Source organism: Leptothrix toolikensis (SeqCode) (genome assembly GCF_057922285.1).
The window spans coordinates 1-25,011 of the sequence record NZ_JBYSVC010000036.1; the positions used below are offsets into that span (position 1 = coordinate 1).

At 61.3% G+C, this 25,011-nt stretch carries 24 protein-coding genes; 16 read left to right on the forward strand and 8 right to left on the reverse strand.

The window, feature by feature from the left end; genetic code table 11:
• The first annotated feature begins 4 nt into the window (after positions 1 to 4).
• Together AC3VI7_RS07105 and AC3VI7_RS07110 are read left to right on the forward strand one after the other, a co-directional pair.
• A complete protein-coding gene (locus AC3VI7_RS07105) occupies positions 5 to 172 on the forward strand; it encodes a PA2779 family protein (protein WP_489671440.1) in 168 nt (55 codons plus the stop codon).
• A complete protein-coding gene (locus AC3VI7_RS07110; RefSeq protein ID WP_489671054.1) occupies positions 169 to 1,188 on the forward strand; it encodes a PA2778 family cysteine peptidase in 1,020 nt (339 codons plus the stop codon). Before AC3VI7_RS07105 ends, AC3VI7_RS07110 begins: the two co-directional genes overlap by 4 nt.
• Here AC3VI7_RS07110 and AC3VI7_RS07115 read toward each other — a convergent pair.
• The gene (locus AC3VI7_RS07115) at positions 1,152 to 1,583 is read right to left on the reverse strand and encodes a DUF1841 family protein (protein WP_489667952.1); all 432 of its coding nucleotides are present in this window, start codon (positions 1,581 to 1,583) and stop codon (positions 1,152 to 1,154) included. The two genes, AC3VI7_RS07110 and AC3VI7_RS07115, sit on opposite strands and share 37 nt — an antisense overlap.
• A 34-nt stretch (positions 1,584 to 1,617) precedes the next feature.
• Between AC3VI7_RS07115 and AC3VI7_RS07120 the strand changes: the two genes are divergently transcribed.
• The 6 genes from AC3VI7_RS07120 to AC3VI7_RS07145 are packed head-to-tail and all read left to right on the forward strand — an operon-like array spanning position 1,618 to position 8,436.
• Positions 1,618 to 2,223 (forward strand): malonic semialdehyde reductase, encoded by a 606-nt coding sequence (locus AC3VI7_RS07120; protein WP_489667951.1) that lies wholly within the window; start codon positions 1,618 to 1,620, stop codon positions 2,221 to 2,223.
• A 39-nt stretch (positions 2,224 to 2,262) separates the two neighbouring features.
• Positions 2,263 to 3,123: a phosphate/phosphite/phosphonate ABC transporter substrate-binding protein gene (locus tag AC3VI7_RS07125; RefSeq protein WP_489667950.1), complete on the forward strand. Its 861-nt coding sequence runs from the start codon at positions 2,263 to 2,265 to the stop codon at positions 3,121 to 3,123.
• 27 nt (positions 3,124 to 3,150) lie between these two features.
• Positions 3,151 to 5,199 carry a putative bifunctional diguanylate cyclase/phosphodiesterase gene (locus AC3VI7_RS07130; protein WP_489667949.1) on the forward strand — a complete coding sequence of 683 codons (2,049 nt, stop codon included), beginning with the start codon at positions 3,151 to 3,153 and terminating at the stop codon, positions 5,197 to 5,199.
• Complete coding sequence (locus tag AC3VI7_RS07135) at positions 5,192 to 6,091, forward strand: formylglycine-generating enzyme family protein (RefSeq protein WP_489667948.1); 900 nt, start codon at positions 5,192 to 5,194, stop codon at positions 6,089 to 6,091. Before AC3VI7_RS07130 ends, AC3VI7_RS07135 begins: the two co-directional genes overlap by 8 nt.
• The gene (locus AC3VI7_RS07140; protein ID WP_489671438.1) at positions 6,088 to 6,882 is read left to right on the forward strand and encodes an enoyl-CoA hydratase/isomerase family protein; all 795 of its coding nucleotides are present in this window, start codon (positions 6,088 to 6,090) and stop codon (positions 6,880 to 6,882) included. The genes AC3VI7_RS07135 and AC3VI7_RS07140 overlap by 4 nt, the downstream gene beginning before the upstream one ends.
• Positions 6,883 to 6,885: 3 nt before the next feature.
• Positions 6,886 to 8,436: a malonate--CoA ligase gene (locus tag AC3VI7_RS07145; protein ID WP_489667946.1), complete on the forward strand. Its 1,551-nt coding sequence runs from the start codon at positions 6,886 to 6,888 to the stop codon at positions 8,434 to 8,436.
• Between the two features lie 21 nt (positions 8,437 to 8,457).
• Here the strand turns inward: AC3VI7_RS07145 and AC3VI7_RS07150 are convergent, their stop codons facing one another.
• On the reverse strand, positions 8,458 to 9,111 hold the full coding sequence (locus AC3VI7_RS07150; protein WP_489667945.1) for a hypothetical protein: 654 nt from the start codon (positions 9,109 to 9,111) through the stop codon (positions 8,458 to 8,460).
• Between the two features lie 90 nt (positions 9,112 to 9,201).
• Here AC3VI7_RS07150 and AC3VI7_RS07155 point away from each other — a divergent pair, with 90 nt between their 5' ends.
• Positions 9,202 to 10,191 carry a quinone oxidoreductase family protein gene (locus AC3VI7_RS07155; protein WP_489667944.1) on the forward strand — a complete coding sequence of 330 codons (990 nt, stop codon included), beginning with the start codon at positions 9,202 to 9,204 and terminating at the stop codon, positions 10,189 to 10,191.
• Here the strand turns inward: AC3VI7_RS07155 and AC3VI7_RS07160 are convergent.
• Together AC3VI7_RS07160 and AC3VI7_RS07165 are read right to left on the reverse strand one after the other, a co-directional pair.
• Positions 10,180 to 10,788: a response regulator transcription factor gene (locus tag AC3VI7_RS07160; protein ID WP_489667943.1), complete on the reverse strand. Its 609-nt coding sequence runs from the start codon at positions 10,786 to 10,788 to the stop codon at positions 10,180 to 10,182. The genes AC3VI7_RS07155 and AC3VI7_RS07160 overlap by 12 nt on opposite strands.
• A 28-nt stretch (positions 10,789 to 10,816) precedes the next feature.
• Positions 10,817 to 12,733 (reverse strand): sensor histidine kinase, encoded by a 1,917-nt coding sequence (locus tag AC3VI7_RS07165; RefSeq protein WP_489667942.1) that lies wholly within the window; start codon positions 12,731 to 12,733, stop codon positions 10,817 to 10,819.
• Between the two features lie 125 nt (positions 12,734 to 12,858).
• On the opposite strand from AC3VI7_RS07165, the gene AC3VI7_RS07170 reads away from it, so the two are divergent.
• Genes AC3VI7_RS07170 through AC3VI7_RS07190 form a run of 5 tightly spaced genes read left to right on the forward strand, consistent with a single transcriptional unit; the run spans position 12,859 to position 16,949 of the window.
• On the forward strand, positions 12,859 to 13,887 hold the full coding sequence (locus tag AC3VI7_RS07170; RefSeq protein WP_489667941.1) for a TRAP transporter substrate-binding protein: 1,029 nt from the start codon (positions 12,859 to 12,861) through the stop codon (positions 13,885 to 13,887).
• 39 nt (positions 13,888 to 13,926) lie between these two features.
• Positions 13,927 to 14,532, forward strand: a complete 606-nt coding sequence (locus AC3VI7_RS07175) for a TRAP transporter small permease (RefSeq protein ID WP_489667940.1) — start codon at positions 13,927 to 13,929, stop codon at positions 14,530 to 14,532.
• Positions 14,529 to 15,812, forward strand: a complete 1,284-nt coding sequence (locus AC3VI7_RS07180) for a TRAP transporter large permease (protein ID WP_489667939.1) — start codon at positions 14,529 to 14,531, stop codon at positions 15,810 to 15,812. The genes AC3VI7_RS07175 and AC3VI7_RS07180 overlap by 4 nt, the downstream gene beginning before the upstream one ends.
• A gap of 59 nt (positions 15,813 to 15,871) precedes the next feature.
• Positions 15,872 to 16,687, forward strand: a complete 816-nt coding sequence (locus AC3VI7_RS07185; protein ID WP_489667938.1) for a DNA/RNA non-specific endonuclease — start codon at positions 15,872 to 15,874, stop codon at positions 16,685 to 16,687.
• A 19-nt stretch (positions 16,688 to 16,706) separates the two neighbouring features.
• On the forward strand, positions 16,707 to 16,949 hold the full coding sequence (locus tag AC3VI7_RS07190) for a hypothetical protein (RefSeq protein ID WP_489667937.1): 243 nt from the start codon (positions 16,707 to 16,709) through the stop codon (positions 16,947 to 16,949).
• Here AC3VI7_RS07190 and AC3VI7_RS07195 read toward each other — a convergent pair whose 3' ends face one another.
• The 4 genes from AC3VI7_RS07195 to AC3VI7_RS07210 are packed head-to-tail and all read right to left on the reverse strand — an operon-like array spanning position 16,950 to position 21,014.
• Positions 16,950 to 17,798: an urease accessory protein UreD gene (locus AC3VI7_RS07195; RefSeq protein WP_489668002.1), complete on the reverse strand. Its 849-nt coding sequence runs from the start codon at positions 17,796 to 17,798 to the stop codon at positions 16,950 to 16,952.
• A complete protein-coding gene (locus AC3VI7_RS07200) occupies positions 17,798 to 19,231 on the reverse strand; it encodes a sensor histidine kinase (RefSeq protein WP_489667936.1) in 1,434 nt (477 codons plus the stop codon). The genes AC3VI7_RS07195 and AC3VI7_RS07200 overlap by 1 nt, the downstream gene beginning before the upstream one ends.
• A 30-nt stretch (positions 19,232 to 19,261) precedes the next feature.
• Positions 19,262 to 19,978 carry a response regulator transcription factor gene (locus AC3VI7_RS07205; RefSeq protein ID WP_489667935.1) on the reverse strand — a complete coding sequence of 239 codons (717 nt, stop codon included), beginning with the start codon at positions 19,976 to 19,978 and terminating at the stop codon, positions 19,262 to 19,264.
• A 46-nt stretch (positions 19,979 to 20,024) separates the two neighbouring features.
• On the reverse strand, positions 20,025 to 21,014 hold the full coding sequence (locus AC3VI7_RS07210) for a Tim44 domain-containing protein (protein ID WP_489667934.1): 990 nt from the start codon (positions 21,012 to 21,014) through the stop codon (positions 20,025 to 20,027).
• A 225-nt stretch (positions 21,015 to 21,239) separates the two neighbouring features.
• Here AC3VI7_RS07210 and AC3VI7_RS07215 point away from each other — a divergent pair, with 225 nt between their 5' ends.
• Together AC3VI7_RS07215 and AC3VI7_RS07220 are read left to right on the forward strand one after the other, a co-directional pair.
• A complete protein-coding gene (locus tag AC3VI7_RS07215) occupies positions 21,240 to 21,803 on the forward strand; it encodes a Spy/CpxP family protein refolding chaperone (protein WP_489667933.1) in 564 nt (187 codons plus the stop codon).
• Between the two features lie 38 nt (positions 21,804 to 21,841).
• A partial coding sequence (locus tag AC3VI7_RS07220) for a putative bifunctional diguanylate cyclase/phosphodiesterase (RefSeq protein WP_489671439.1) occupies positions 21,842 to 25,011 on the forward strand: 3,170 nt, incomplete at its 3' end.

Here is a 25,011-nt window from a genome sequence, read left to right on the forward strand (position 1 = left end):
CCGGGTGCTGGCGCTGACCGACGCTGAAGCGCTCGATCTGGCCACGCGCATCGACAGCGCCCCGGCTGGCGGCGACATCCTCGGCACGATCGTGTTTCTGTTCGTGCTCTTGCTGGTGACCGATATCCTCGGCTTCACCAAGATCTTCCCCTTCACCCGCGCGATTCGTTGATCAAGCGCCTGATCTCGCCTTGGGGGCGGCGGCTTGTCTTGGCCACCCTTTTGGTGAGTTTGGTGAGTTTGACGGGCTGTGCCGGGCTCACCCCCCAAGGCACCGCGCTGCAAACGGCTTGGCCGCAAGGCCTGGCTGATCAGCGGGAGCTGAGCTTGGCCGAGGTGCCGTTCCTGCCGCAGGAACGTAACCACTGCGGCTCAGCGGCCTTGATCATGGTGCTCGAAGCCGCTCGGGGCCGGGTACTCACCCCCGAGGCGCGTCAGGCCATTGATGCGGCGGTTTTTGTGCCCGCCCGCGCCGGCAGCTTCCAAGTTGAAATGCTGGCCGCCGCGCGTCAAGCCGGAGCGCTGGCGCTGCGTCTGCCGCCCGAGATGGGCGCGGTGTTGCAAAGCGTGGCTGAGGGTCGGCCGGTGCTGGTGCTGCTCAACCTTGGGCTGGCGATAGAGCCGCGTTGGCATTACGCCGTGGTGGTGGGCTACGACCGCCTAACGCGGGAGGTGATCCTGCGCAGCGGCTTGGAGCCGCAGCAGCGCATGGGCTGGGTCACTTTTGAGCACACTTGGGCGCGCAGTCAGCATTGGGCCTTTCGGGTCGCACCCCCGGGCGATTTACCGCGTGATGTTTCTGAAGACGAGGCCACTGGCGCGACCTTGGCCTTTGCGCGCCTGCGCTCAGCCATGGATGTGTTGCCAGCGTGGTCCGCTTTGGCACAGCGCTGGCCTGAAAGCTTGGTCGCCGCCATCGGCTTGGGCAACGCCCATCTGGCGGCCGGTGATGCGGCGCGCGCTGCGGACGTTTTTGCACACGCAGCCCAGCACCATGACAGCGTGGCAGCTTGGAACAATCTGGCCGAAGCGCGCCGGGTGTTGGGCGACACCCTTGGCGCTCGGCAAGCTGGTTTGAAGGCGTTGGCGCGGGCCCGGGAGGTTGAGCCTGAACAGGTGGCCGCCGTTCAGACCACGCTGGACGAGATCGCTCAGGACGAAGCGCGGCGCAGCACTTTGTCGAGGTAAGCGTGCGGATCGGGCGGCAGCCCGGCGCGCTGCGAGGCCCAGATCATCTCGCCCAAGCAGTCCATGACTTCGTGATGCGCGGTGTGCAGGCTGTCGCGCTTGGCTGCCAAGCGCTCCACGGCGGCGCGGATGCCACGCGGCTGGTCGATGGAGCACTGTTCGCTGATCGACAGATGCATGGCGATGTGCAGGAACGGATTGGTTTGCCCATCTTCAACTTGGTAGACCGTAGCGAGCGCGGTGTCTAGATCAAGAAAGATGGCGTGGTACTCGGGATGCTCGGCGATCCAGCCGGCGGCCAGGGTTTCCATGGCATCGCGTGGTGTGCCTTCGACATGTTTGCGCCAAGCGGTGCAAAAGAAGGTGCGAACGTCGTTTTGACTGGGTGTAAACATCCGACAATTCTCGCCTTAACCAGGATGTGTCCCCATGACCGCTGTTCCCGTTGCTGTTGTCGATCCCCTTGTCGCCGCTCAACTGTTCACCCAAGCCCGTACCCACAACGTTTGGTTGCCGCGTCCGGTGTCCAACGAGCAGCTTCAAGCGATTTATGAGCTCACCAAGTGGGGTCCAACGGCGCTCAATGGCTGCCCGTTGCGTATCCAGTTTGTGGTGTCTGGTGAGAAGCGCCAACAATTGCAGCCTTTGATGTTTGAGGGCAATCGGGCCAAAACCGCAGCTGCTCCGGCGGTGGCGCTGCTGGGGATGGATCTGGCCTTTTTCGAGCACCTGCCCAAGCTGTTTCCGCATGTCGATATGCGCGCCAAGATGGCCGCCATGCCCGCTGAGAGCCTTGAGGCCCAAGCGCGACTCAATGCCGGTTTGCAGATTGGCTACTTCATCATGGCCGCACGTTCATTGGGCCTTGATTGTGGTCCGATGGGCGGTTTTGACGCCGCAGCGGTGGACGCTGCTTTCTGGTCGGGGCAGTCGGTCCGCACGCTGGTGGTGTGCAATCTCGGCCACGGTGACGCGGCGGCTTTGCATCCACGCGGCCCGCGTTTGGCTTTCGAGGAAGCCTGCCAGTTTGTTTGATCCCCCCAACGCCAACTCCCTTTAACCAGGAATGCATCCATGACACCTCCTCTATCTCGCCGGGCTTGGCTCGGGACCAGTTTTGCAGCGGGTCTGGGTGTGTTGTCCTTGCCAAGCTTTGCGGTGCGGGAGCGGATTCAATTTGGTGTCGTGCCGTATTTACCGGCTCGGCGCTTGGTGGCGCTGTATGCCCCGCTGTTGCCGACGCTCGAAAGCACCTTGGGCCAGCCGGTGGAGATGGTCAGTGCCCCGAGCTATGGAGCGCATTTGCAGCGCTTGCGCACGGGTGACTATGACGTGATTGCCGATTCGCTGTTTCTGTCGCGCATTGCCCAGCGCGATTTGGGCCATGTGCCTATGGTGCGAACCCGTGCGCAGCTTGAGCCGGTGCTGGTGGTGCCTGCACAAGGGGGTGCGACCCAATTGGCGGAGCTCTCGGGGCGGGCGGTGTGTGTGACGGATCGGCTGGCCGCGCTGTCGGTGATCGGTTTGCGCTATCTGCGCGATCAAGGCTTGGTGCCGGGGCAGCAGCTCAAGTTGGTGGTGTCGGGCTCGCATGCCAACTCACTCAGTCGTATGTTGGCGGGCGAGGCGGCAGCGGCGATTGTCTCGCGCACCACCTTGAAGCAAGTGGCCCCCGAGCTGGCGCAGCGTGTGCGGGTGCTGCTGACCTTCCCGCCGGCTTTATCGGCGGTGGTCTATCACGTCGCTCCTTCCTTGGCGGCCAAAGCGCCCGCCTTGACACATGCTTTATTGCATTTCGCCAACAAGACGCCCGCTGGCTTGGCCTTTATCGAAGCCCTGGGCCATGAGGGCCTCGTGCCGGCCACAGCCGCCGAGTTGAGCAGTTTGGATCCGGTGGTGGCCGAGTTCTACAGCCAGTTGTCGGTGACCGAATAAGGCTGAGTGAATCAAGTGGCCGAACTCATGCGTGTTGTCGTTGCCTGGTTTGACCGTCTGCCTTTTCGGCTCAAGCTGGTGTTTCTGGCGGGTGCCTCGACGGTGCTGGCGCTGTCGTTCATGGCCTTGGTGACCGGCATTCTCGTTTGGTGGACCTCCGCTGAATCGGCGCGTTTTCAGGGTGTCGCGATGCGGCCTCTGCTGGCAGCGGCCTTTACGGGGCCGATGATTGAGCGCGATTACGCCGCTGTGGAAGAAGTGGCGCGCAATCTTGTCAGCCGCGACGGTATTCAGGAAGTCACGATCCGTTCGCCCGACGGCAAGGTGCTGGTGGAAATGCGCACCCCGGGCGGCGTGGATGAGTTGCTGGCAACCAGCCAGACGATTGCCTTGCAGGAAAACGGTCTACCGTTTGGCGAGGTGAGCTTGCATTTCGTGGCGGGGCCGGCACGGACTCTCTTGATCGCGCTGTTTTGGGTGGTCTTGGCCTGTGTGCCGGTGGCGATTGCCTTGGCTTTTTGGGTTTTCCGGGGCTGGGCGGCGCGACTCACGGGCGGGCTGGAACAACTCGCCCAAACGACCCGGGCTTTGGCCGGGGGCGACTTGAGCGTGCGCGCACAGGTGCTGACCCGCGACGAGGTGGGCGAGTTGGCGGCGGACTTCAACCGCATGGCGGGTGACTTGCAACAGCAGTTCTCAGCCATCAAGCAAGCCGAAAACGATCAGCGCCAATTGGCAGAGCGCGATGCGCTCACGGGCCTATTCAATCGGCGCACCTTCGAAATTGAGCTCGAACGGCGTCTCAAAAATGTCGATCAGCAGGGGCGCATCTTGGCCCTGATGTACTTGGATCTGGATGAGTTCAAGGACTTGAACGACAACTTGGGTCATGCCGCTGGCGATGCCATGTTGATCTGTGTGGCCAGCGCCTTGCGCAAGCAGGTGCCAGCCGATGCGCTCTTTGCTCGTTTGGGCGGTGATGAGTTCGGTTTCATCGCTTGGGTGGTGGATGACCATGCTGCTTTGACGCTGGCGCACCAAGTGCTGCAAGCCTTGCGCCAGACCACCTTGACCTTGCACGGCACCTCGCTGCGCTTGACCGGCAGTGTCGGGGTGGCGGTGGCCCCGCAGCATGGCCAAACAGCGGGTGATTTGGCCTCAGCGGCCGATACGGCCATGTACCGCGCCAAGGCTTCGGGGCGCAATGCAGCGCGGCTCTACCAACCCGTCACGCATGAGGAGGGTTTGGCCAAGCTGGACTGGAATCAACGCCTGTACCGGGCCTTGGAGCTCAATTTGTTTGAGCTGCGGTTTCAAGGTATTTGGCGCTCGACCGATCATTCGTTGTCACACGCTGAGGCCTTGTTGCGTTTGCGCGATGAAACCAACCCCGAGCTCATCTTTACGCCGGTGCAATTCATTGGCCACGCCGAGCGCAGCGGCATCATTCGCGAGATTGACCGCTGGGTGTTCAGAACCGTGGTGGGCCTCTTGGTGCATCAGCCCACCTTGTGTGTGGCGGTCAATGTGTCGGCGCGCACCATCAAAGCAGGGGGTTTTGCCGAATTTGCCGCCGAAACGTTGCGTTGTTTTGATGTCAAAGCTCAGCGCGTGATCATTGAAATCACCGAAACTGCCGCCTTGGGCGATCTCACCGAAGCTCGTTTGTTTGTCGCTGCTTTGCGTGATTTGGGCTGCAAAATTGCCTTGGACGATTTTGGCTCTGGCTACGCCTCGTTTGCTTATCTGAAGCAGTTGCGCGCTGATTTGGTCAAGATCGACGGCCAATTTGTGCAAGATATCGACCAACATGCCGAGAATCGCATCATCGTGCGCGCCATTGCTGAGGCGGTGCAGTTGAGTTCAGGCGATACCGTGGCTGAATTTGTCGAAGATGAGGTGGTGGCTGACTTGATCCCGAGCCTTGGGGTGTCGCTCATGCAGGGCTACTGGTTTGATCGTCCGGCCCCTTTGGCACAATTTCTTGCCACCGTGGCCAAGCGTGCGCACGATGATGCTTTTGGACCTTGCACGAGGTCGTTTCCCTTTCCTCTACAGGAGTCATGCCTTGAATAAAACGCCATCCAAACCCGCTCTTGTTGCCGGCTGGCTTGCCGGGCTGCTGCTGAGTCTGAGTGCTGTGAGTGCTTCGGCACAGGCCATCTATGGTGCCGGCTCGGTGATGAAAGATTGTTCGGATTGTCCTGAAATGGTGGTGCTGCCCAAGGGCCATTTCCTCATGGGTGCCCCGGACAACGAAGTGGGGCGCAAGAACAACGAAGTGCCGCAGCACGATGTCAGCATCGGTGTGAACTTGGCCATCGGTCGCTTCGAGCTCCAACGGGGTGAATTCGCCCGCTTTGTGGACGACACCAGCTACAAGACCGAGGCCGAAGCCGGTGATGGCTGCTGGCTTTGGCTCAACGGTGAACTCAACAAGGGGGCGAACACCCACTGGCGCAACCCGGGCTTCGAGCAAACTGATAAGCACCCAGCGGTTTGCATCAGCTGGAACGATGCGCAGGCTTATGTGAAGTGGTTGAGCGAAAAGACCGGCAAAACCTATCGCTTGCCCAGCGAGGCCGAGTGGGAATTCGCAGCCCGGGCGCGCAGCATCACCCGGTACAGCTTTGGTGTCGAGGACACCCGGCTGGCGGAGTTTGCTTGGTACTCCAAAATCAGCGAGGGCCATACCCACCCGGTGGGCGAAAAAAAGCCCAACGGCTTCGGGCTGTTTGATGTCCACGGCAACACTTGGGAGTGGACCCAAGATTGCTGGCATGACACCTTTGCCAATGCACCCACGGACGGCAGCGCTTGGAGCGATCCAGTTTGCCCGCGCCGGGTTTTCCGGGGCGGCAGTTGGGGCGAGTCACCGCGCTTGACGCGTACTGCGGCCCGCGTGGCCATTGCCCCCGACAACCGGGGCAACTTTGTTGGGGTGCGCATCGTGCGCGCTATGCCATGACCATGACCGAGGTTCGCTTCGAGCCCCATCCGCGCTTGACAGGCGTGGCGCTGTTGACCTTGGCCAACTCGGGCAAGCTCAATGCGGTCAGCGTGGCCATGTGGCAGCAGCTGCGGGTGGTGTTTGAAGGCCTTGCCGAGCGTGATCCGCAACTGCGCGCTGTGATCGTGCGTGGCGAGGGCGGCACTTTTGTGTCGGGCGGTGATATCGAGGAGTTCCCCGCTTTCCGCTTCGACACCGCGCGCCTGCGTCACTTCCACGAAGCGGTGGTGACGCCTGCTTTGGCTGCGCTTTATGACTGTGATGTGCCTTTGGTGGCACAAATCGAGCGGGTCTGCGTGGGCGGCGGCTTGGAAATCGCTTGCCAGTGCGATGTGCGCATCGCTGGCCAAAGCGTGCGTTTTGGTGCTCCGATTGCTCGGTTGGGTTTTCCGATGGCCCCGGATGAGTTGGCGGGCTTGGTGCGTGTGGTGGGGTGGGCGTCGGCTGCTGAGATGCTGCTTGAGGCCCGCTTGCTCGACGCCGCCACCGCACAGCAGCGCGGTTGGGTGCAGCGGGTGGTGGCCGATGAGGCCGTGCAGGCCGAGGCAGAAGCCACCGCTGAGCGTATCGCGGCCGGTGCGCCACTGGCGGCGCGGCTCAACAAGCGCAGCTTGCGCATCGTGGCCCCGCAGATCCATTTCACCGAAGCCCAGCGCCAAGCGTTGTCCACTTACGCCGAGGGCCCCGATCACCGCGAGGGCATCCATGCTTTCCTTGAAAAACGCCCACCTCGGTTTACGGGTGCTTGAGTCGTGAATCACAACCTCTACGCTGCGCTGCGCGCGGCCTTTCCCGAAGATCTCGACCGGGTCGCCATCGGTGCGGATGCCCATGACGGTGCCGTGCGCGCCTACAGCTGGCGCGACCTAGAGACGGGATCGGCCACCATCGCCAACTTGTTTGCGGCGCTGGATATTCCGCTGGGGTCTCGCATCGCCGTCTATACCGATAAATCGGTCGAGACCTTGATGCTTTATCTGGCGACCTTGCGCGCCGGGATGATTTACTTGCCGCTCAACATCGCCTATCAGCAAGCTGAGTTGAGCTATTTTCTTGACAACGCCGAGCCCGCTGTGGTGGTCTGCCCGGATCGGCATCACGGCTGGATCAGCCGCTTGGCCTACAAGGCCGGGGTGCAGCATGTCTTCACCCTCAACGACGACGGCACCGGCACCTTGCTCGATACCTCGGTGCATTGCAGCACCGAGCATCACGTGGTCAAGCGCAGTGCCGAGGATCTTGCCGCCATCATCTACACCAGCGGCACCACCGGGCGCAGCAAGGGCGCGATGCTCAGCCACGGTAACTTACTTGCCAATGCCTTGACGCTTAAGACCGCTTGGGATTGGCAGCCGGGCGATGTGCTGCTGCATGCCCTGCCGATCTTTCATGTGCATGGTTTGTTTGTGGCGATTCATGGGGCCTTGCTCAATGGCAGCACCATGCTGTGGCTGTCGCGCTTCGATGCACGGGCGGTGATGGAGCGCTTGCCGCGCGCCACGGTGTTTATGGGCGTGCCCACGCTCTATACCCGCTTGTTACAGGAGCCAGGCTTGAGCCGTGAGCTATGCGCCGGCATGCGTCTGTTTATCTCTGGCTCAGCGCCCTTGCGGCTCGATACCTTCCGCGCTTGGCAGGAGCGCACCGGCCACACCCTCTTGGAGCGTTACGGCATGAGTGAGACCTTGATGCTGACCTCCAACCCCTGCCGCCCCGAAGACGGTGAGCGCATCGGTGGCACAGTCGGTCCGGCCCTGCCGGGCGTGGATGTGCGGGTGATTGCGGGTCACGTGCAGGTGCGCGGCCCGAATGTCTTCAAAGGGTATTGGGGCATGCCCGAGAAAACCGCCGAGGCCTTTGTGATCGATCCCACCGACCGGCCCCCTTCGGCGGTCTTGCCTTGGTTCCGCACGGGCGATGTGGGTTTTCTCGATGAGGCGGGTTACCTAACGCTGGTAGGGCGCAGCTCGGACATGATCATCACCGGCGGCTACAACGTCTATCCGGCCGAGGTCGAGGCGCATCTCAACGAACAAGCCGGGGTGCTTGAGTCCGCCGTGGTCGGTGTCATGCATCCCGACTGGGGTGAGGGCGTGGTGGCGGTGGTGGTCGCTCAGCTCGGCCAGACGGTGGACCCTTGGGCGTTGCAAGAGGCCTTGAAGAGTCGCATTGCGAGCTACAAAGTGCCCAAACATGTGGTGATTCAGGCTGAATTGCCACGCAATGCGATGGGTAAGGTGCAAAAAAATCTGCTGCGCGAGCAACTCGCTGGCGTTTTTGCTACCCGCCCGGGGGCGTTGTAAGGAGCGTTTTTTAGCGCCTCTTCAGTCCTTTTTCTTTTTCAACAACCGCAAGAAGACCAAGCCAAACATCAAGGCGATCACGGCGATGCCCGTCAAGAAGGTATCGAACAGCGTGGATAACTTGCGATCAATGGCTTGTTCCTGCTCACCTTGGCGTCCCAGCACGTCGTTGATGGTGTTCTGCACACCGGCTAAAGATCCCGTTTCACGGACCGGGGCCTGGGCCAAGGTCAGGTTCTGGCCGCTGAAATGGACTTGAATGCGGTGGCGATCCGGCAGCAAGAAGGCAAAGTTAGCGCCGATTTTTTCTTTGCTGCACCTTGAGTAACTCAAGGTCAGGGTGTGCTGGCCGGCCGGTGCGTTCAGCACAAATCCGGTCCGAATGCCGCCCGATGCTGCCGCCGAGGGGTAAAGCGCTTCGGATAGATACGGTTCGCCATCCAAGTGGGCTTCGAGCAGGCAAGGCGTCGGCGTTTTGCTCTCGATCAACCCCGGCAAGATATTGACCGCCAACTCCACCCAACCATGCTCGTGGGCCTCGATGTACTGAGCGCGTGCTGTAGAGAGTGAGGCGGTTTGGCTTTGAGCTTGGGCAGGGGCTAGGCCGGTACCAACGATACCGAGACCGAGCATCCAGCCACCCAGCCATGAACGGAGCAGGAGAGGGTTTTTCATGGGTGCTGAGGGTAGCGGCCCTCGCGGTTTGATACAAGTGTGGAGATACGGATGGGCGTAAGCTGCGGCGTTTTTGAGGAGCTCAACACCATGTCCCGTGCCATTCAGGTTTTGCAATACGGCGGCCCCGAGGTTCTGCAACTGATCGACGTCACGGTCGGTGACCCCGGTCCGGGTGAGGTTCGCATCCGCCATCAGGCCGTGGGCCTGAACTACATCGACGTTTACCAGCGCGCGGGCATGTACCCCTTGCCGCTGCCCTTGCAATTGGGCATGGAAGCCTCGGGCGTGGTGGAGGCGGTGGGCACCGGCGTCAAGCATTTGCAGATTGGCGACCGGGTGGCCTACGCCAGCCAGCCACCGGGCAGCTATTGCGAAGTGCGCGTCATGCCAGCGCGCTGCGTGGTGCAGTTGCCCGATGGCATCGACTTCGAAACCGGCGCGGCCATGATGCTCAAAGGACTCACGGCCCAATACCTGCTACGCAGCACCCAGCCTCAAGGTGGTTTGCAGCGCGGCGATTCGGTGCTTTTCCATGCCGCCGCCGGCGGGGTGGGTTTGATCGCCTGCCAGTGGGCCAGGGCCATGGGCTTGAACTTGATCGGCACCGCCGGCAGCGAAGACAAATGCGCCTTGGCCTTAGCGCATGGTGCAGCGCATGTCATCAACTACCGCAGTGAAGACTTTGTGAGCCGGGTGCGTGAGATCACCGACGGGCGCGGCGTGAAGGTGGTCTACGACTCAATTGGCAAGGACACCTTTGAGCCCTCGCTCGATTGCTTGGCACCGCTCGGTTTGATGGTGAGTTATGGCAATACCACGGGGGCCGTGCCGCCGTTTTCGCTCGGTACCTTGGGGCCAAAGGGCTCGCTGTTCGTGACGCGGCCGACGCTTTTTACCCACTTGGCCACGCGTGAGCGCACCCAAGCGATGGCGGACGAGCTCTTTGCCATGGTCGGTTCGGGCGCGATCAAGATCCGCATCGACCAGCGTTTTGAATTGGCCGAGATCGCCGAAGCGCACCGCGCTTTGGAGTCTCGCCAAACCACCGGCTCGACCGTCTTGACCCTAGACGCGTAGTTGCAGCAGCACGGCCGCTTCGGCGGCCGAGCGCACGCCCAGTTTGGCCAGACCACGGGCGCGGTGGACTTCGACGGTGCGCACCGCGATGCAAAGCTCGTCGGCGATTTGTTTGTTGAGCTTGCCGGCTGCCACCCTGCGCAGCACCTCGTGTTCGCGCTCGCTCAGGCTGTCGAGCCGTGCTTGCTGTTCGGCCGCTTTGGCGTCGTCTTGCGAGCGCGCTGCGTCGATGGCCAAGGCGTGCTGCACGCGCTCCATCAAAGAGTCGTCGAGAAAAGGCTTTTCGATAAAGTCGTAAGCACCTTTGCGCAGCGCATCCACCGCCATGGCGATGTCGCCGTGACCGCTGAGAAAGAGCACGGGCAGCAGCACGCCGCGCCGGACCAGCTCGTCGTGGACTTGCAGGCCCGACAGGGGTTCCATGCGCACATCGAGCAGCACACAGCCGCGCAAAGGCTGCTCGGCCAAGGCTGCCAGAAAATCCACCCCGCTGGCATACCCCTGCGCCGCTAGCCCGTGGGCATCGAATAAAAAGATCAGCGCCTCGCGCACGGCGGCTTCGTCATCGACGATGTGGATGGCGGGGTTCACGGTCATGGGGCTTTTTCCGGGCTTGGTTTAGGTTTTAGGTTTCAGGTGAGTCTGCCAAGGGCAGGGTAAAGGCCAGCATGGCACCGCCCAACAAGGCGCTGCTGCCGGCATCCATCGCGCCGTGATGCGCCTCGATGATGGAGCGACAGATCGCCAAACCCATGCCCATGCCTTCTGCCTTGGTGGAGTGAAACGGTGTACATAGGGTGTCGATACTGCGCCCGCCCAGCCCCGTGCCGTCATCGTCAACCTGCAAACGGGCCAAGCCGCCCTGACAACGCATTTGCACGTTGAGCCGCCGGGTTTGCCCGACGTCGCTGGCGTTGCGGATCAGGTTGATCAGCACCTGCTCGATCAAGACGGGGTCGGCCATGACCATGATGTGTGCGCCCGGGGAGGGCAGATCCCAAGACACGCTGATGCGCTTCAAGGCCAGATCGTGCTGGATCAGGCTGAGCGCGTGACGCGCCAAGGCCACCAGATCGCAAGGCTCCGGTTGGGGCTCACGTCGGGTTAAGAAGGCACGGATGCGCTGCACCACTTGCCCAGCCTGCGCCGCCTGTTCCCCCTGCCGCCGGAGAGCGGCCAACACAGGGGCGTCGTCGAAGCCGATTTTTTGCAGCCGACGCTGGATGCCAGCGTTGTCGCTGCGGATCACCGTGAGTGGCTGGTTCAGTTCATGCGCCAAGGCTGAGGCGATCTCGCCCAGCGTGGTGAGGCGCGCTTGGTGGGCGAGGGCGTCGCGCTGACGCCGCTCAAGGTCTTCAAGCCGTTTGCGCTCGGTGATGTTGACCACCGAAGCCATCCAGCCCACGTGCTGACCTTGGGCGTCCACCAGCGGAGCTTCAAAGACCAGCACGTCCAGATCACGGCCATCGCGGTGACGCCAGTGCGAGGCGTAGCCCTCGCGGGGGGCTTGTCCGGCCATGTTGCGGTGGTGGTGCCACATGGTTTCTTCCAGATGGTCGGGTGCCCAGTAAGGCATCGGTGGGCGCAGGCCCATCAGATCCTCTTGGGCGTAGCCGACCATGTCGCACAGGCTGCGGTTGGCGTAGATCAGCCGCCCTTCTAGATCGCGTGCGCGCAGGCCCACGGTGAGTGAATCCTCCATCGCCTGACGCCAAGCCGCTTCGGTGCGCCAGCGCACCTCGGCGCGCGAAACTTCGGCCATTTGCTGGCGCAACAACCACGTGGCCAGTCCGACCAAGGCCAGAAAGACCGCCATCAACACCGGCGGCAAGGTGCGCCACCACGGGGTGGGCTGGCTGCGGGCGATCAGTTCCAGCCAAGCATCGCCCAAGGCGGGTTCCAAGCTGATGCGATGGCTGGCGCTGGCTGATGAGGCGCTGGCTTTGGCCGTGGCGGGCGTGTCGCTGGTGGTGGCCAGCACTTGGCCTGAGCCATCGACCAGCCGGACCTCGTACTTGCTGGCCAGCCACCACGGTACGCTGCTGCGCAACAAGGCGGCTGGGGCAAAACGGGCGATAAGTCGGCCTTGCGTTTGGGGCAGTGGGGTGGCGATGTGCGCGCTGATGCCCAAGTTATCCAAGGTCTGGGGCGGCGGCGGGGCACCGGGAGACCGTGGGGTGGGTGGGGGTAGATGCTGGACGATGCGGTGCTGCGCATCAATCCACGTCAGGCTGATCCACGAGCGCCGTAGCCCCTCATTGACCCGAGCCAGGCGGCTGAGATCTTGAACCCCGTACATCTGCGCCGCCACGGCTTGCAGCTGCAAGCGCTCGGCCTCAATGCGCGCGGTCAGCTGACTTTCAAGCGAGAGTGCGTCTGAGATCAAGACCCGCTGGTTTTCTTCGACCTCTGCGCGGTCCGACCATTCCAGCCACACCGCCACGCTCAGCACGAAGACCAGCGAGAGCAGGAACGGCAGCATCCATGCATGCGCCTTGAGCAAAGAGCGATGGAGCGACGGGGCGGGCGGGATGATCGGCACGGGAGGCGAGTCTACGGGCTGCGTCGCAGAAAGAAATGTGGAAAACCACAACTGGTCGGGTGAGGGTGTCCTCGGGAGAATCGCGCCATACCCACCCGTACCGATTTTTTCGGAGACACACCACCATGTTCAAAACCACCCGCCGTACCGTGACTTTGGGCGCTGCTGCTTTGCTGGCCACGACCTTGATGGCCGCTTTGCCCGCCCAAGCTCAGACGCCGATCATCATCAAGTTTAGCCACGTGGTGGCGGCCGATACCCCCAAGGGCAAGGCCGCTGAGTTCTTTGCCAAGCGCGCGGGCGAGTTGAGCAAGGGCAAGGTGAAGGTTGAGGTCTATCCGAACAGCCAGCTCTACAAAGACAAGGAAGAGATGGAAGCCCTCCAGCTCGGTTCGGTGCAGATGCTTGCACCCTCGCTGTCCAAGTTCGCGCCGCTGGGGGTCAAGGAATTCGAGGCCTTCGATCTGCCCTTCATCTTTGACAACTACCAAGAGCTGCATCAAGTCACCCAAGGGGCTGTGGGCAAGGCGATGCTGGTCAAGTTGGAGCCCAAGGGCATCACCGGCTTGGCTTTTTGGGACAACGGCTTCAAGTCCTTCTCGTCGAACAAGCCGATGCACAAGGTCGAGGACTACAAAGGCCTGAAGATGCGCATTCAGTCCTCCAAGGTGCTCGACGCCCAGATGCGCGCTATCGGCGTGGTGCCGCAGGTGATGGCGTTCTCCGAGGTCTACCAAGCTTTGCAAACCGGCGTGGTCGATGGCACGGAAAATCCGCATTCCAACCTCTATACACAGAAGATGCACGAAGTGCAAAAGCACATCACCGTCACCGACCATGGTTACTTGGGCTACGCGGTGGTGGTGAATAAAAAGTTCTGGGACGGGCTGCCAGCGGATGTGCGTAAGGTGCTCGATCAAGCCATGGCTGAAGCCACCAAGGTGGCGAACGACAGTGCTCGTGCGCTCAACGAAGAAGCGTTGGCGAAGGTCAAAGCCAGCGGCAAGACTGAGATTTATGTGTTGACCCCTGCCGAGCGGCTGGCGCTGAAGAAGGCCATGGTGCCGGCACACAAGCAGATGGAGTCGCGCATCGGCGCTGAGACGCTCCAAGCGATCTACAAAGAAACCGGCTTCGACCCGAGCAAGCTCTAAGCCCTTCTCCTAGCCCGTACCCCATCAGGAGTTCTGCCCATGAAGTGGCTCGATCATTTGGAGGAGTGGATCATCACGGTGCTGATGGCACTGGCCACCCTCATCACCTTCTTTGCGGTCGTGCATCGCTACATGGTGGGGGTTCACAGCCCCTTGCAGGACTGGTTGCTGAGTTTGGATGTGTCTTGGACGCAGGAAGCCACCATCTACCTCTTCGTCTGGATGGCCAAGTTTGGCGCGGCTTACGGCGTGCGCACCGGCATTCACGTCGGGGTGGATGTCTTCATCAACCGCATGCCCGAACGCCGTAAGGCCAAGTTCGTGCTTTTCGGTTTGCTGGCTGGGGCGCTGTTTACCGGCCTGATCGGCACGCTCGGGGGCCATTTCGTCTGGGAGAACGGCCTGCATTACGCCAGCTTCCACGCGCTCGGTCTGAATATGGAGGGTCTGATCGAAGGCCCGACCACGCCGGATCTGGAGTGGCCGACGTGGATCATCTATTCCGCCATTCCGCTGGGTTCTTCGCTGATGTGTTTCCGCTTCCTGCAAGTGGCTTGGACCTTCGTCCGCACCGGCGAGCTGCCGCACCATGACCACGGCCATGTCGATGGCCTCGAAGAAGAAACTGCCGGAGCCAAGGCATGAACGGACTCATCATTTTTGGCCTCTTGGTGGCCCTGATGCTCACCGGCATGCCGGTGTCCATTTCGCTGGGCTTGACGGTCCTGACCTTCATCTTTGCCTTCACCGACGTGCCGGTGGCTTCGGTCGCCTTGAAACTGTTCACCGGCATCGAGAAGTTCGAGATCATGGCGATCCCGTTTTTCATTTTGGCCGGCAACTTCCTCACCCACGGTGGGGTGGCACGGCGGATGATCAACTTCGCCGCCGCCATGGTCGGGCATTGGCACGGTGGTTTGGGCTTGGCCGGTGTGCTGGCCTGCGCGCTGTTTGCTGCGGTGTCGGGCTCCAGCCCGGCCACCGTGGTGGCGATTGGCTCCATCTTGCTGCCGGCGATGATCAAGGCGGGTTTTCCGTCCAAGTTCGGTGCTGGGGTGATCACCACCTCAGGCGCGTTGGGCATCTTGATTCCGCCTTCGATCGTGATGGTGATGTACTCGGTCTCAACCAACACCTCGTTGGGAGCCTTGTTCATGGCTGGGGTGATTCCGGGGCTGGCGCTGGCCGGGTTTTTGGGCTTCACCACGTGGTGGCGGGCACGCAAGTACAACTACCCGCGTCAACCCAAAGCGAGCTGGGCAGTGCGGCTGCGCACCCTGCGTGAATCTCTCTGGGGCCTGATGCTGATCGTGGTGGTGATGGGCGGGATCTACACCGGCTTGTTCACGCCCACCGAAGCCGCAGCGATGAGCGCGGTCTACGCCTTCATCATCGCGGTCTTTGTCTACAAGGACTTGGGCCTGAAGGACGTGCCGCGCGTGCTGCTGGCCTCGGCCAACATGAGCGCGATGCTGCTCTACATCATCACCAACGCGGTGCTGTTCAGCTTCGTGCTGGCCAATGAGCAGATCCCGCAACATCTGGCCGATTGGCTGGTTGGCATGGGCTTGGGGCCGATCGCCTTCTTGCTGGTCTGCAACGTGTTGCTCTTGGTGGCTGGCAACTTCATGGAGCCGTCCTCCATCGTGCTGATCATGGCGCCGATCCTCTTCCCGGTGGCGGTCAAGCTCGGCATCGACCCGGTGCATTTCGGCATCCTGATCGTGGTCAACATGGAAGTCGGCATGTGCCACCCGCCCGTGGGCCTGAACCTCTACGTGGCCTCAGGCATCGCCAAAATGGGCATCACCGAACTCACCATCGCCGTCTGGCCATGGCTGCTGACGATGCTGGTGTTCCTCGTTTTGGTCACGTACTGGCCAGCGATGTCGCTGTGGCTGCCGAGGATGATGGGGATGGTATGAGGCGCTAGAATGCGCCGCATCCTTGTTCTCGCTCATGGCTTATTCATAAAGGTTGTCTCATGGTCAAAATACCTTTTTTGGTCGCGCTTGCGATGTTGAGTGGATCTGCCTTTGCCGCCAAAACATCGTGCCCGCAGTTTTATGCGGATGGTATGGCTCCGGATATCATCAAGCCGGCCTTGGCGAAGAAAACAAGGGATTTTTGCTATTCGGCATTTGATGTGATGAATAGCGGTGTCACATTGACCCCCCTTTGGTCGGCAGAGTATTTGACACCCAAGCGGGTGACGGCGGCCATGAAGCTGGATCGCAAGGGCAACTTCCATATTGAAGACCGTTTGCCAGAAAATGAACGTGCCGAACTGGATGATTATGAAAAATCAGGCTATGACCGGGGTCATTTGAGCCCAAATCACGATATGCCAGATCGTGAATCACAGCAAGAAAGCTTTGTTTTAACCAATATGGTGCCTCAAGCACCCAAGGTGAATCGAGGTTTATGGGCTGAGATTGAAAAAGCAGTGCGTGAACAAGTCTTGGGCGGTAAAAGCCTTTACGTGATCACAGGGCCTATTTTTGAGGGCACCTCGTTGACGCAATTGCATAACCGCATCATGGTGCCGACCGCCTTGTTCAAAGCGGTTTATGACCCCAAGACCCAAAGCGCTGCGGCCTATGTGGTGACGAATGATAAGAATGCCACCGATATTGCGGCGAAGATCATCACCATTGCTGAGCTAGAGCAGCGCCTCAAGATGAATTTGTTTCCATCCTTGTCGGATAGCGTGAAGAAAACCAAACTCGCTCTGCCTGATCCGACCGGCCCGACCAGTCAACCCACCAGCGGTCCCAATCTGCGTGTGCGTGCTCATTGAAATACCTGGTAAACCCATCATGAAACCTTTTGCCAACGCCACAGAAACCACCACCCTTGGGGAACTCACGGTCGAGAACCGCACGGATCGCATCGAGCTTTATGGCAGCTTGTCGATCACTCGCGACAAAGCGGGCTTGAAGCGTGCCCGCGAACTCCAAGCTCTTTTGAAGCGTGCCATCAAGGTGCTTGAAGCTGAAGAGCTGCCTGAGCAGATCCAAGAAGAAGCGACCACGCAGGTGACCAATCCCTTCGCGGATTGATCACATCGCCCAGATCCGGGGCGGATGGGCATCAAGTTGCCAGAGCTGTGCGCGCCAGCGGGCGCGGATGTCGCGCCACAGGGCAAAAAGCGGTTCGATGCGCGGGGCCAAGGCCCGGCACAGCACCAGTTGCTCATGCGGCGAGGTCGCGCCGGCACAGATCCCCGAGTCGGGTTGAGCGTCTTCTGTTTTGGGAAAAGCGTCGCGGGCGGCGTCGAGCAAGGCTTGGCGCAGCGCTGGGGCCATGGCGCTGCCGCTTGAGCACCACAAGGTGCCCATGACCCGCCGACCAGCCATGCCCAAGGGGGCGTCAAGCAGGGCATGGTCGTGGGCGTCGATGCGGCCACGTTCCAGCCAGATCCCAGGCAGCTCTAGGTGTTGGCGGATGATGCCGTGCTCAAAGGCAAGGTTGGCGGCGGGCAAGCCCAAGGCGAGCATGTCCCAGCCCAGCATGGATGCGCCGGGGGCCAGATCAAAGCAGAGCTGGTTTTCTGCCAAGCAGCCGGGGTAGGCGATGGTTTCCAAGGGCAGCCATTCGAGCCGTGCGCCAGGAGCGAGGCGGGCGTGGACCCTCTGTTCGGCCAGCTCCCCCGCACTGCGATAAAAGCGCGTGGCACTGGGTGTGGTGATCAGCGCATGGCTGCCTTCAGTCTGGGTGATGGCGACTTCAAGGACATCGCCGCCGACGATCCCACCGGGCGGATGCACCAAAACGTGATGGCAGATGCGTTCGCCCTCGGGGTAGAGGCGTTGCAGCACTCGCAGTGGGCCTTCGTGGCGGTCAAGTGCCACGGTGCGTTCACCATCCAAGCGGTAGTCGAGTTGCAAATGGCCGAGCCAAGGACGCATCATGGTGTGGGTGCTTGGGATAGTTTGGGCAGTGTGATGTGGGCGCGCAAACCGTGCGGTAGCAGCGGCTCAAGCAGCACGCTGCCGCCATGACGGTAGACGATCTCACGCACGATGGCCAAGCCTAAACCGCAGCCGTTGCCATCTTGATGGCCTCGCACGAAGCGTTCGAAAACACGGGGCCGCAGCGAAGCCTCAATGCCTGGGCCGGTGTCATCCACGTTGAGGTGGATCGAGGTGGCGTCAGAGGACACCCCTACCGTGACCTCGGTGCCTGCGCCCGCGTAACGGATGGCGTTGTCGATCAAGTTCACGATGGCTTCGCGGATCAAAAGAGGGTGCCCTTGCACGATCATCGCCGGCGGTGCTGAGCCATCAGTCGCCTCGTCCATGCCCAGATCGACGTGGGCGGAGAGGGCGCGGGGGACCCATTCGGCCGTGACTTCGCGGGCCAGTTGGTGCAAATCAAAGCACTGCTGCCCCTGCGCCAGCGCGGATTCAGGCTCTGCGCGGGCCAAGGTGAGCAACTGGGTGATGAGGTGACTGGAACGGCCCGCACTTTCGAGCACCAGCTCAAGTCGGGCGTGCAGGCTGGGGTCGGGATGCGCGCTGCGTTCCAGTTCTTTGAGTGCCAGTTCAGTTTGGCTTTTGAGCCCCGCCAGCGGGGTGCGGAGTTGGTGGGCCGCGTCGTTGATGAAGCGGCGTTGCTGCACCAGGCTTTCTTGCACAGCGGCCAGCAAGGCGTTGAGGGCAGCGACCAAATCGCGGACTTCTTCGGGCGCGGCGTCGAGTTGCAAGGGGGCCAAGTTGCCTGGGGCACGGCCGCTGACGGTGTCGCGCAACCTCGCCAAGGGGCTCAGACCCGAGCGGATGCCCGCCCAGACCAAGGCGGACATGATCAGCACCAAGATGCTGAGGGGTATGGCGGTGTCCCAAAGAATGTTACGGGCCAAGATCTGGCGACTGTTGCGGCTTTTGGCCACTTGAACAAGCATGCGCTGCGGGGCTTCTGGCTCACCCCAGTTCAGGGTGATGGCAGCCACCCGGACGGCCACGGTTTTGCCGTCTTCTTGCAAGCTGGCGTCATAAAAGCTCTGCGTATCGGGGCCTTGATCGGGCACGGGTGGCACAGGCAGTTGGCGGTTGCCCAAGATGAATTGCCCGGGGGGGCTACTCACCATGTAGTAAACCTGTTCGTCGGGATCGGTTTCGAGAATGTCTTTGGCCGCACGCGGAAAATCCACCAACAGGCCACTGCCCATCGGCTTGACCTGCCGCGCCAGCGCTTTGGAGGCCTGAAAAAGACTGCGGTCGATGGCCAGATCGGCGTAACGCACCGCCACGCTGTAGGTCACCAAGGCCGCAGCCAGCCAAAGCACCAGTTGCGGGGCCAGTAGCCAGATCAGCAGGTGATGGCGCAGGGCAACGCGCATGGGCGGGTGGCGTGTCGTTGTCCGTCGTCGTTAGTCTTGCGTTTCGAGCAAGTAACCCAGGCCGCGCACGGTACGGATGCCCACCCCTGAGCCTTCAAGCTTGCGCCGCAAGCGGTGGATGTAGACCTCCAGCGAGGCGGGGCCCCCGCTCTCAGAGACATCGGCCGACCAAGCTTGGGCGATCTGCTCTTTGCTGATGACCTTGCGTACTTGGCTGATCAACAGCTCCAAGAGCAGCCATTCACGTGGGGATAGCTCGATGCTTTGGCCGTGCAAGCTGGCCCGGTGAGCGTCGCGGTCAAACAGCAAGGCACCGACACGCATGCGGCTCTCGAAGCCTCCCCCATGGATACCTACGCTTGCTGCGCTTGAGCTCGTGCCGTGGGCTTGAGCGCGGCGCATCAAAGCGCGTATGCGTGCTTCCAGCTCGGGAAAGTCAAAAGGTTTGGTGAGGTAATCATCGGCCCCGGCATTCAAGCCGGCGACGCGATTTTCCATGCCATCCAAGGCCGTCAAGATCACCAGCGGCACGGTGGGGCGCGCGGCGCGCACCCGTTGCACGACGGTCAAGCCATCGACCAAGGGGAGCCCCAAGTCGATGATCCCGAGATCAAAGCCGGGCCGGGTGAGTAGATACTCAGCCACAGCCCCGTTGGTGGCCACCTCGACTTCGAAACCTGCGGCGCGCAGGTTGGCCGACAAGGCGTCGGCCAAGATGGCATCGTCTTCAGCTAGAACGGTTCGCATGGGGCGTGATTGTGGCGCACGCCACCATGCTTGCCCTTGTTTTGGCTTAGTGAGCGATGCTTTCCACCGGCGTGATGCCGGCGATGGCCCATTCACGGCTACCGTCGATGGGGCGCACGAAGTGCCACAGTTCCGCAAAGGCTTCGACCTTGGTTTGGCCGTTGCTGCGTTCACTCAGGCGACCGTCAAAGCGCACCGAAACGATTTGCTGGCTGTTTTCTTGGGCTGCATCGATGATTTTGGCGTGCAGTTCTTCCACATCGGTGTGCTGCTCGACCGCGCCGCGTTCTTGCAAATCGACGCGCAGCGAAGCGAACAACTCTGGCGTGGTGAACTTGCGCAGATCTTCGACTTGACCGCCATCATTGGCCGCTTGCATGCGGATGAAGACCGTCTTGGCGATGCGCTCGAAACCCGCGACATCAAAGTCGGCCGGCAAGGCCGTGAGGCTGCCCGTGGTCATCGATGCGGCAGGAGTCACCGTGGGGGTGTTGACGGCGGTGTTGGCGGTGAATGCCGCTGGCATCGTTGCTTCCACCGGCGTGGGTTGCTGTGCTTGCCAAGCCGGGGTTGAGCCTGCGCCTGCGCCAGCACCTGCAAATTGCATGCCCTGCGGAGCCGAAGATTCTTCTGGCTTTTTACCAAAGCGGCGCATCAGCCAACCGATGGCGATCACCGCGACCACGGCCAAAAGAGCAAACATCATCATGTTGGCAAACGCTTCACCCATACCGAAATGACTCAGCAAGGCGGCGATCCCTAAGCCCGCAGCCAAGCCAGCCAAGGGGCCGAGCCAGCTGCGTTTGCCTGCCGCAGCGGCTGCACCAGCGGTGGCACCGGCAGCTGTAGCACCCGGGTTGTGTGCTGGAGCCGGTGTTGCGGTGGGCGGTGTAGCCGCAGGCGGCGTGTTGCTTTGCTGCCTTTGCATGCCCGCCGGTTGACCCCCGCCCAAGCGTTTGGCATCAGCGTCTTGGGGGGCAAGACTGAATGTCAGACCAGCGACGGCCATCGAAAGCGTGACCAGCAGAGTTTTCAAGCGTATCTCCTGAGAAGGATCAAGATCATGAGAAAAAGTTTCCTAGAAATTGTGTTTTTAAGCACACCGCCTTAAGTTTGGCTTTTGCGGCAAGTATCAAGTCAGCTTAGAAGTTTTTTTCAACAGCAACCTGCCAGCAACACGGTGGCATTGAGGCCGCAACTTACGTGGCGCATTCTTAGGGCGGCGGTTGTAACGCTCAAGAATGAGCATGAAGGAGTTTCCATGAACAAGATGATCCACAAAGTTCTGAAAGTCTCGGTGCTGGCCGGTTTGATGGCCGTGGTTTTGGCGGTGGTTGCGCATCCCAAGGGGGACGAAGGCGCGGGCATGTGCCCGCATATGGATATGGCTATGGGGATGGACCACAACCACAAGCATCAAGATCGCATGGTCGAGAGAATCAGTGATGCCTTGGTGTTGGACGCCAACCAGAAGCTGCGCCTCACCACCTTGGCCCAAAAGTGGCAGGCTTTCCAAGAGGCTGAGCGGGCGACCACCAAGGACAAGGATCCACGCCAGACTTTGCTCGGTTTGATGGCAGGGGATCATCTGGACCAGAAAGCCGCGCAAGCCATGGCCGAAGCTCGCGCCCAGACTTTGCAAACCCAAAGTCCCGAAGTGATCAAGGCGGCGGCTGACTTTTTTGACCATCTGCGACCTGAGCAGCAGCAAAAAGTACGCAAGTTTTTGGCCCACAGCCCACGGATGGGTGGCAGTGGCATGGGCGGCATGCCGCATCATGGCGGTGAAGAGCACCCAGAAATAGCTGAGCACTCAGGGCGTTGACTTGGCGTCACCGTGGGGTGCAGGTATGCTGCGCCGCCATGGTTACAAATAACCGTCCCCATCGACATGCACTGATTCAGACGCTGGCCTATCTTGTTTTGGCCGGTGGCTGGATTTTGGGCACGGACTATCTGCTTGGGCAGTTGCCCGATCTGCCCAGCGTGCTGTGGTTCGGCGCTTTCAAAGGTCTGATCTTTGTCGCCCTGACCGCCGTGTTGCTGTATTTGGCCCTGACCCGTGCGGCCAGTGCGGTGGCCCCTGATCCCGTCGATATTCTTACGTCGCACTCGCAACGGTCGGATCGACCTGGCAGTGGCCGTTTATGGTGGGCGATGGCCGCTGGGGTGCTGGTGATCGGGGTGGCGGTGACGTTGCTGCTGCGCAATGAAATCATCCAAGCCCGCAACGATCAGCTGGAGGAGCTTTCATCTAGGGCCATCATCAAGAGCCAATTTTTGGCCGATTGGTTGCGTGATCGCCAAGCCTTGGCGCGTAACTTGGTGCAGACCGAGGAGTTGCGGCGAATCGTCAGCCGTGGGCTCACCCCCCGCGATCTAGAGCTGCTGGTACAGCAAAACAACTGGCAGTCGGTCGAGTTTTGGAATACGGCCGGACAACGGGTGGTCAGTAGCATGGCCGAATTGCCGGCTGAATCCGAACATGTGACCTCTTGGGCTTCAGCGGTCCGGGCCGTTTTGGCAGCCGATATGCAGCCATCAGCGCCCTCCTTGGCACCGAGATCCTTTCAATCTATCGAGCTATCGGTGGCGGCTGCGACCACGGGCCCGGCCCATATGGCTTGGGTGGTGCCGGTTCATAGTGAGCGTCGGCAAGAGGCTCTTGCGCCCCAAGGCGGTGAAGCGACCCGGCTGATGGGTGTCATGGTGTTTCACGTGCCCGATGACTGGGGGCTGCTAGGGCCGGAGTCGATCTTGCATCCTTGGGGCAATGATCATGCTGAAACTTGGGTGGTGCGATCACACCGTGATCATGTCGATGTACTCAACACCCCCCATCTCAGCCACAGCGCCCAGAGCGCGTTGGCGTTGACCTTGGATGATGGGCGCGATTGGGGCGTGGCGCTGATGAAAGAAGGGGCCACTCGGCTGCATGGCGTTGATGATCGGGGCGCAGAAATTTTGGCAGGTACCGCGCCGGTGCCGGGTTTGCCGTGGCACTTGATCGTCAAGGTGGACGAGTCCCACGTGATGGCACCCACTTACCGCTTTGTTCTCAACATGGTGGTGTTGATGATGCTTTGCGTGGGTTTGCTGGTGCTGCTGGGGTTGCTTTTACAAGGGCGGGGTCAGCTACAACTCGTGCAAGCGCGCGGGCAGGTGGCGGCTCGCTTCCGGCGCTACGCCGAGCAAGCGCCGCTGGGCATTGTGGTGCTGGATGCGCAAGGTCGCATGATCGAAGCCAACAAGGTGATGGCACAGATGCTGGGCAAGCCGGCGGCCGCAGCGGTGGTGGGGCAAGCCTTGGTGAGCTTCTTCCCCGACGAGCAAGCCCGCGCCATGGTCGAACAGTCTTGGCGCACCATGGCGGAGCGAGACAGTCGCAAATTTGACATCACCTTGTTGGGCGGCGATGGCAAGCGACGTTGGGTCAATGTCACCGCCACAAGGGTGGAGGCAGACCGGACCGTGGTGTTTGTGGATGACATCAGCGTGCGCAAAGCCGAGGAGCTGCACATGCGCCAGGCCGAAGCGGTGTTTAAGCACACCCAAGAGGGCTTGGCCGTGACCACGCCGGATGGTCACATCCTGATGGTCAACGCGGCTTTTTGCACCATGACGGGCTATGCAGAAAGCGAGCTGGTGGGTCAGCGCATGCAGATCCTGCGCTCGGGCTATCAGGATGATGCGTTTTACACCGCCTTCTGGCGCGCCCTGCGTGAGCAAGGCCAATGGCAAGGTGAGCTGTGGAATCGACGCAAAAGTGGCGATGTTTACCCCGAACGCCTGAGTGTGAATGCCGTGCGCGGCAACGACGGCGAGATCGTCAACTATGTGGCGGCTTGTGTGGACATCACCAAGGCCAAACGTTCTGAGCAGGATCTGAAATACCTCGCACATCACGACCTGCTTACCGGCTTGCCCAACCGGGTCATGCTGATGAGTCATCTGGCGCGTTCCATGGCCAGTGCCCGGCGCAATGGCTTGCGCGGTGCCGTTTTGCTGCTTGACCTTGATCGCTTCAAGAACGTCAACGACAGCCTTGGGCACGCTGCGGGCGATCAGTTGCTGCGCGCCATGGCTGAGCGGTTGCGCCAGCGCCTGCGGGAATCCGACATGGTGGCGCGACTGGGGGGCGATGAATTTGTCGTGGTGCTCGACAGCGTGGGTGAGCCGCAGGAGGCCGGGGTGGTGGCGCATCAGATCATCGACGTGCTGAGCCGCTCCTTCACCCTGCGTTCGGGCCACGAGGTGTTTGTCGGGGCCAGTGTTGGCATCAGTCTTTTCCCCGACGATGCGGATGACGCCCATCAGCTGTTGCAGCAAGCCGATGCGGCGCTTTATCAAGCCAAGGGCTCAGGCCGTGGCACCTACTGCTTCCATACCCAGGCGCTGACGGACACCGCTCAGCGTCGGTTGGAGATGGAAACCCGCCTGCGCCATGCTATGGATAACGACGAGTTGCAGCTGCACTACCAGCCGCTGGTCGATGCCAGCACCCGCCGGATCGTGGGCGTCGAGGCCTTGGCCCGCTGGCATCACCCGGTGCATGGCATGGTGTCGCCGGCTGAATTCATCCCGGTGGCTGAAGAAACCCGCCTGATCCTGCGGCTCGGCGAATGGGTGCTGTATCAGGCTTGCTGGCAAATGGCGGCGTGGATGCGCGACGGCGTGGCCCCCGAGGTGATGGCGGTGAACTTGTCCACCCTGCAATTTGCTCAGAGCGACTTGCCCGACAAGATCGCCCGTATCTTGGAGCGTACCGGCGTACCCGGAGATCGGCTGGAGCTGGAACTGACCGAAAGCGCCCTGATGGACGCTGTGCAAGCCGTGGAGCGGTTGACCGCTCTCAAAGCCTTGGGGGTGCGGCTGGCGGTGGATGATTTCGGCACCGGCTATTCCTCGCTGTCTTACTTGAGCAAGTTCCCGATCGACAAACTCAAGGTCGATCAGAGCTTTGTGCGCGGCATTCCCGCTGACCCGGTGGCGAGCGAAATCGCTTCGGTGGTGGTGGCCCTGGGTCACAGCCT

Bases quoted from the DNA above. Each gene is read 5' to 3' on its own strand.
- AC3VI7_RS07175 (WP_489667940.1), top strand. From the start codon at position 13,927: ATGAAGTGGCTCGATCATTTGGAGGAGTGGATCATCACGGTGCTGATG.
- AC3VI7_RS07200 (WP_489667936.1), bottom strand. From the start codon at position 19,231: ATGCGCGTTGCCCTGCGCCATCACCTGCTGATCTGGCTACTGGCCCCG.
- AC3VI7_RS07120 (WP_489667951.1), top strand. From the start codon at position 1,618: ATGACCGCTGTTCCCGTTGCTGTTGTCGATCCCCTTGTCGCCGCTCAA.
- AC3VI7_RS07190 (WP_489667937.1), top strand. From the start codon at position 16,707: ATGAAACCTTTTGCCAACGCCACAGAAACCACCACCCTTGGGGAACTC.
- AC3VI7_RS07170 (WP_489667941.1), top strand. From the start codon at position 12,859: ATGTTCAAAACCACCCGCCGTACCGTGACTTTGGGCGCTGCTGCTTTG.
- AC3VI7_RS07215 (WP_489667933.1), top strand. From the start codon at position 21,240: ATGAACAAGATGATCCACAAAGTTCTGAAAGTCTCGGTGCTGGCCGGT.
- AC3VI7_RS07180 (WP_489667939.1), top strand. From the start codon at position 14,529: ATGAACGGACTCATCATTTTTGGCCTCTTGGTGGCCCTGATGCTCACC.
- AC3VI7_RS07150 (WP_489667945.1), bottom strand. From the start codon at position 9,111: ATGAAAAACCCTCTCCTGCTCCGTTCATGGCTGGGTGGCTGGATGCTC.
- AC3VI7_RS07130 (WP_489667949.1), top strand. From the start codon at position 3,151: ATGCGTGTTGTCGTTGCCTGGTTTGACCGTCTGCCTTTTCGGCTCAAG.
- AC3VI7_RS07140 (WP_489671438.1), top strand. From the start codon at position 6,088: ATGACCATGACCGAGGTTCGCTTCGAGCCCCATCCGCGCTTGACAGGC.
- AC3VI7_RS07195 (WP_489668002.1), bottom strand. From the start codon at position 17,798: ATGCGTCCTTGGCTCGGCCATTTGCAACTCGACTACCGCTTGGATGGT.
- AC3VI7_RS07155 (WP_489667944.1), top strand. From the start codon at position 9,202: ATGTCCCGTGCCATTCAGGTTTTGCAATACGGCGGCCCCGAGGTTCTG.
- AC3VI7_RS07185 (WP_489667938.1), top strand. From the start codon at position 15,872: ATGGTCAAAATACCTTTTTTGGTCGCGCTTGCGATGTTGAGTGGATCT.
- AC3VI7_RS07160 (WP_489667943.1), bottom strand. From the start codon at position 10,788: ATGACCGTGAACCCCGCCATCCACATCGTCGATGACGAAGCCGCCGTG.
- AC3VI7_RS07205 (WP_489667935.1), bottom strand. From the start codon at position 19,978: ATGCGAACCGTTCTAGCTGAAGACGATGCCATCTTGGCCGACGCCTTG.
- AC3VI7_RS07115 (WP_489667952.1), bottom strand. From the start codon at position 1,583: ATGTTTACACCCAGTCAAAACGACGTTCGCACCTTCTTTTGCACCGCT.
- AC3VI7_RS07125 (WP_489667950.1), top strand. From the start codon at position 2,263: ATGACACCTCCTCTATCTCGCCGGGCTTGGCTCGGGACCAGTTTTGCA.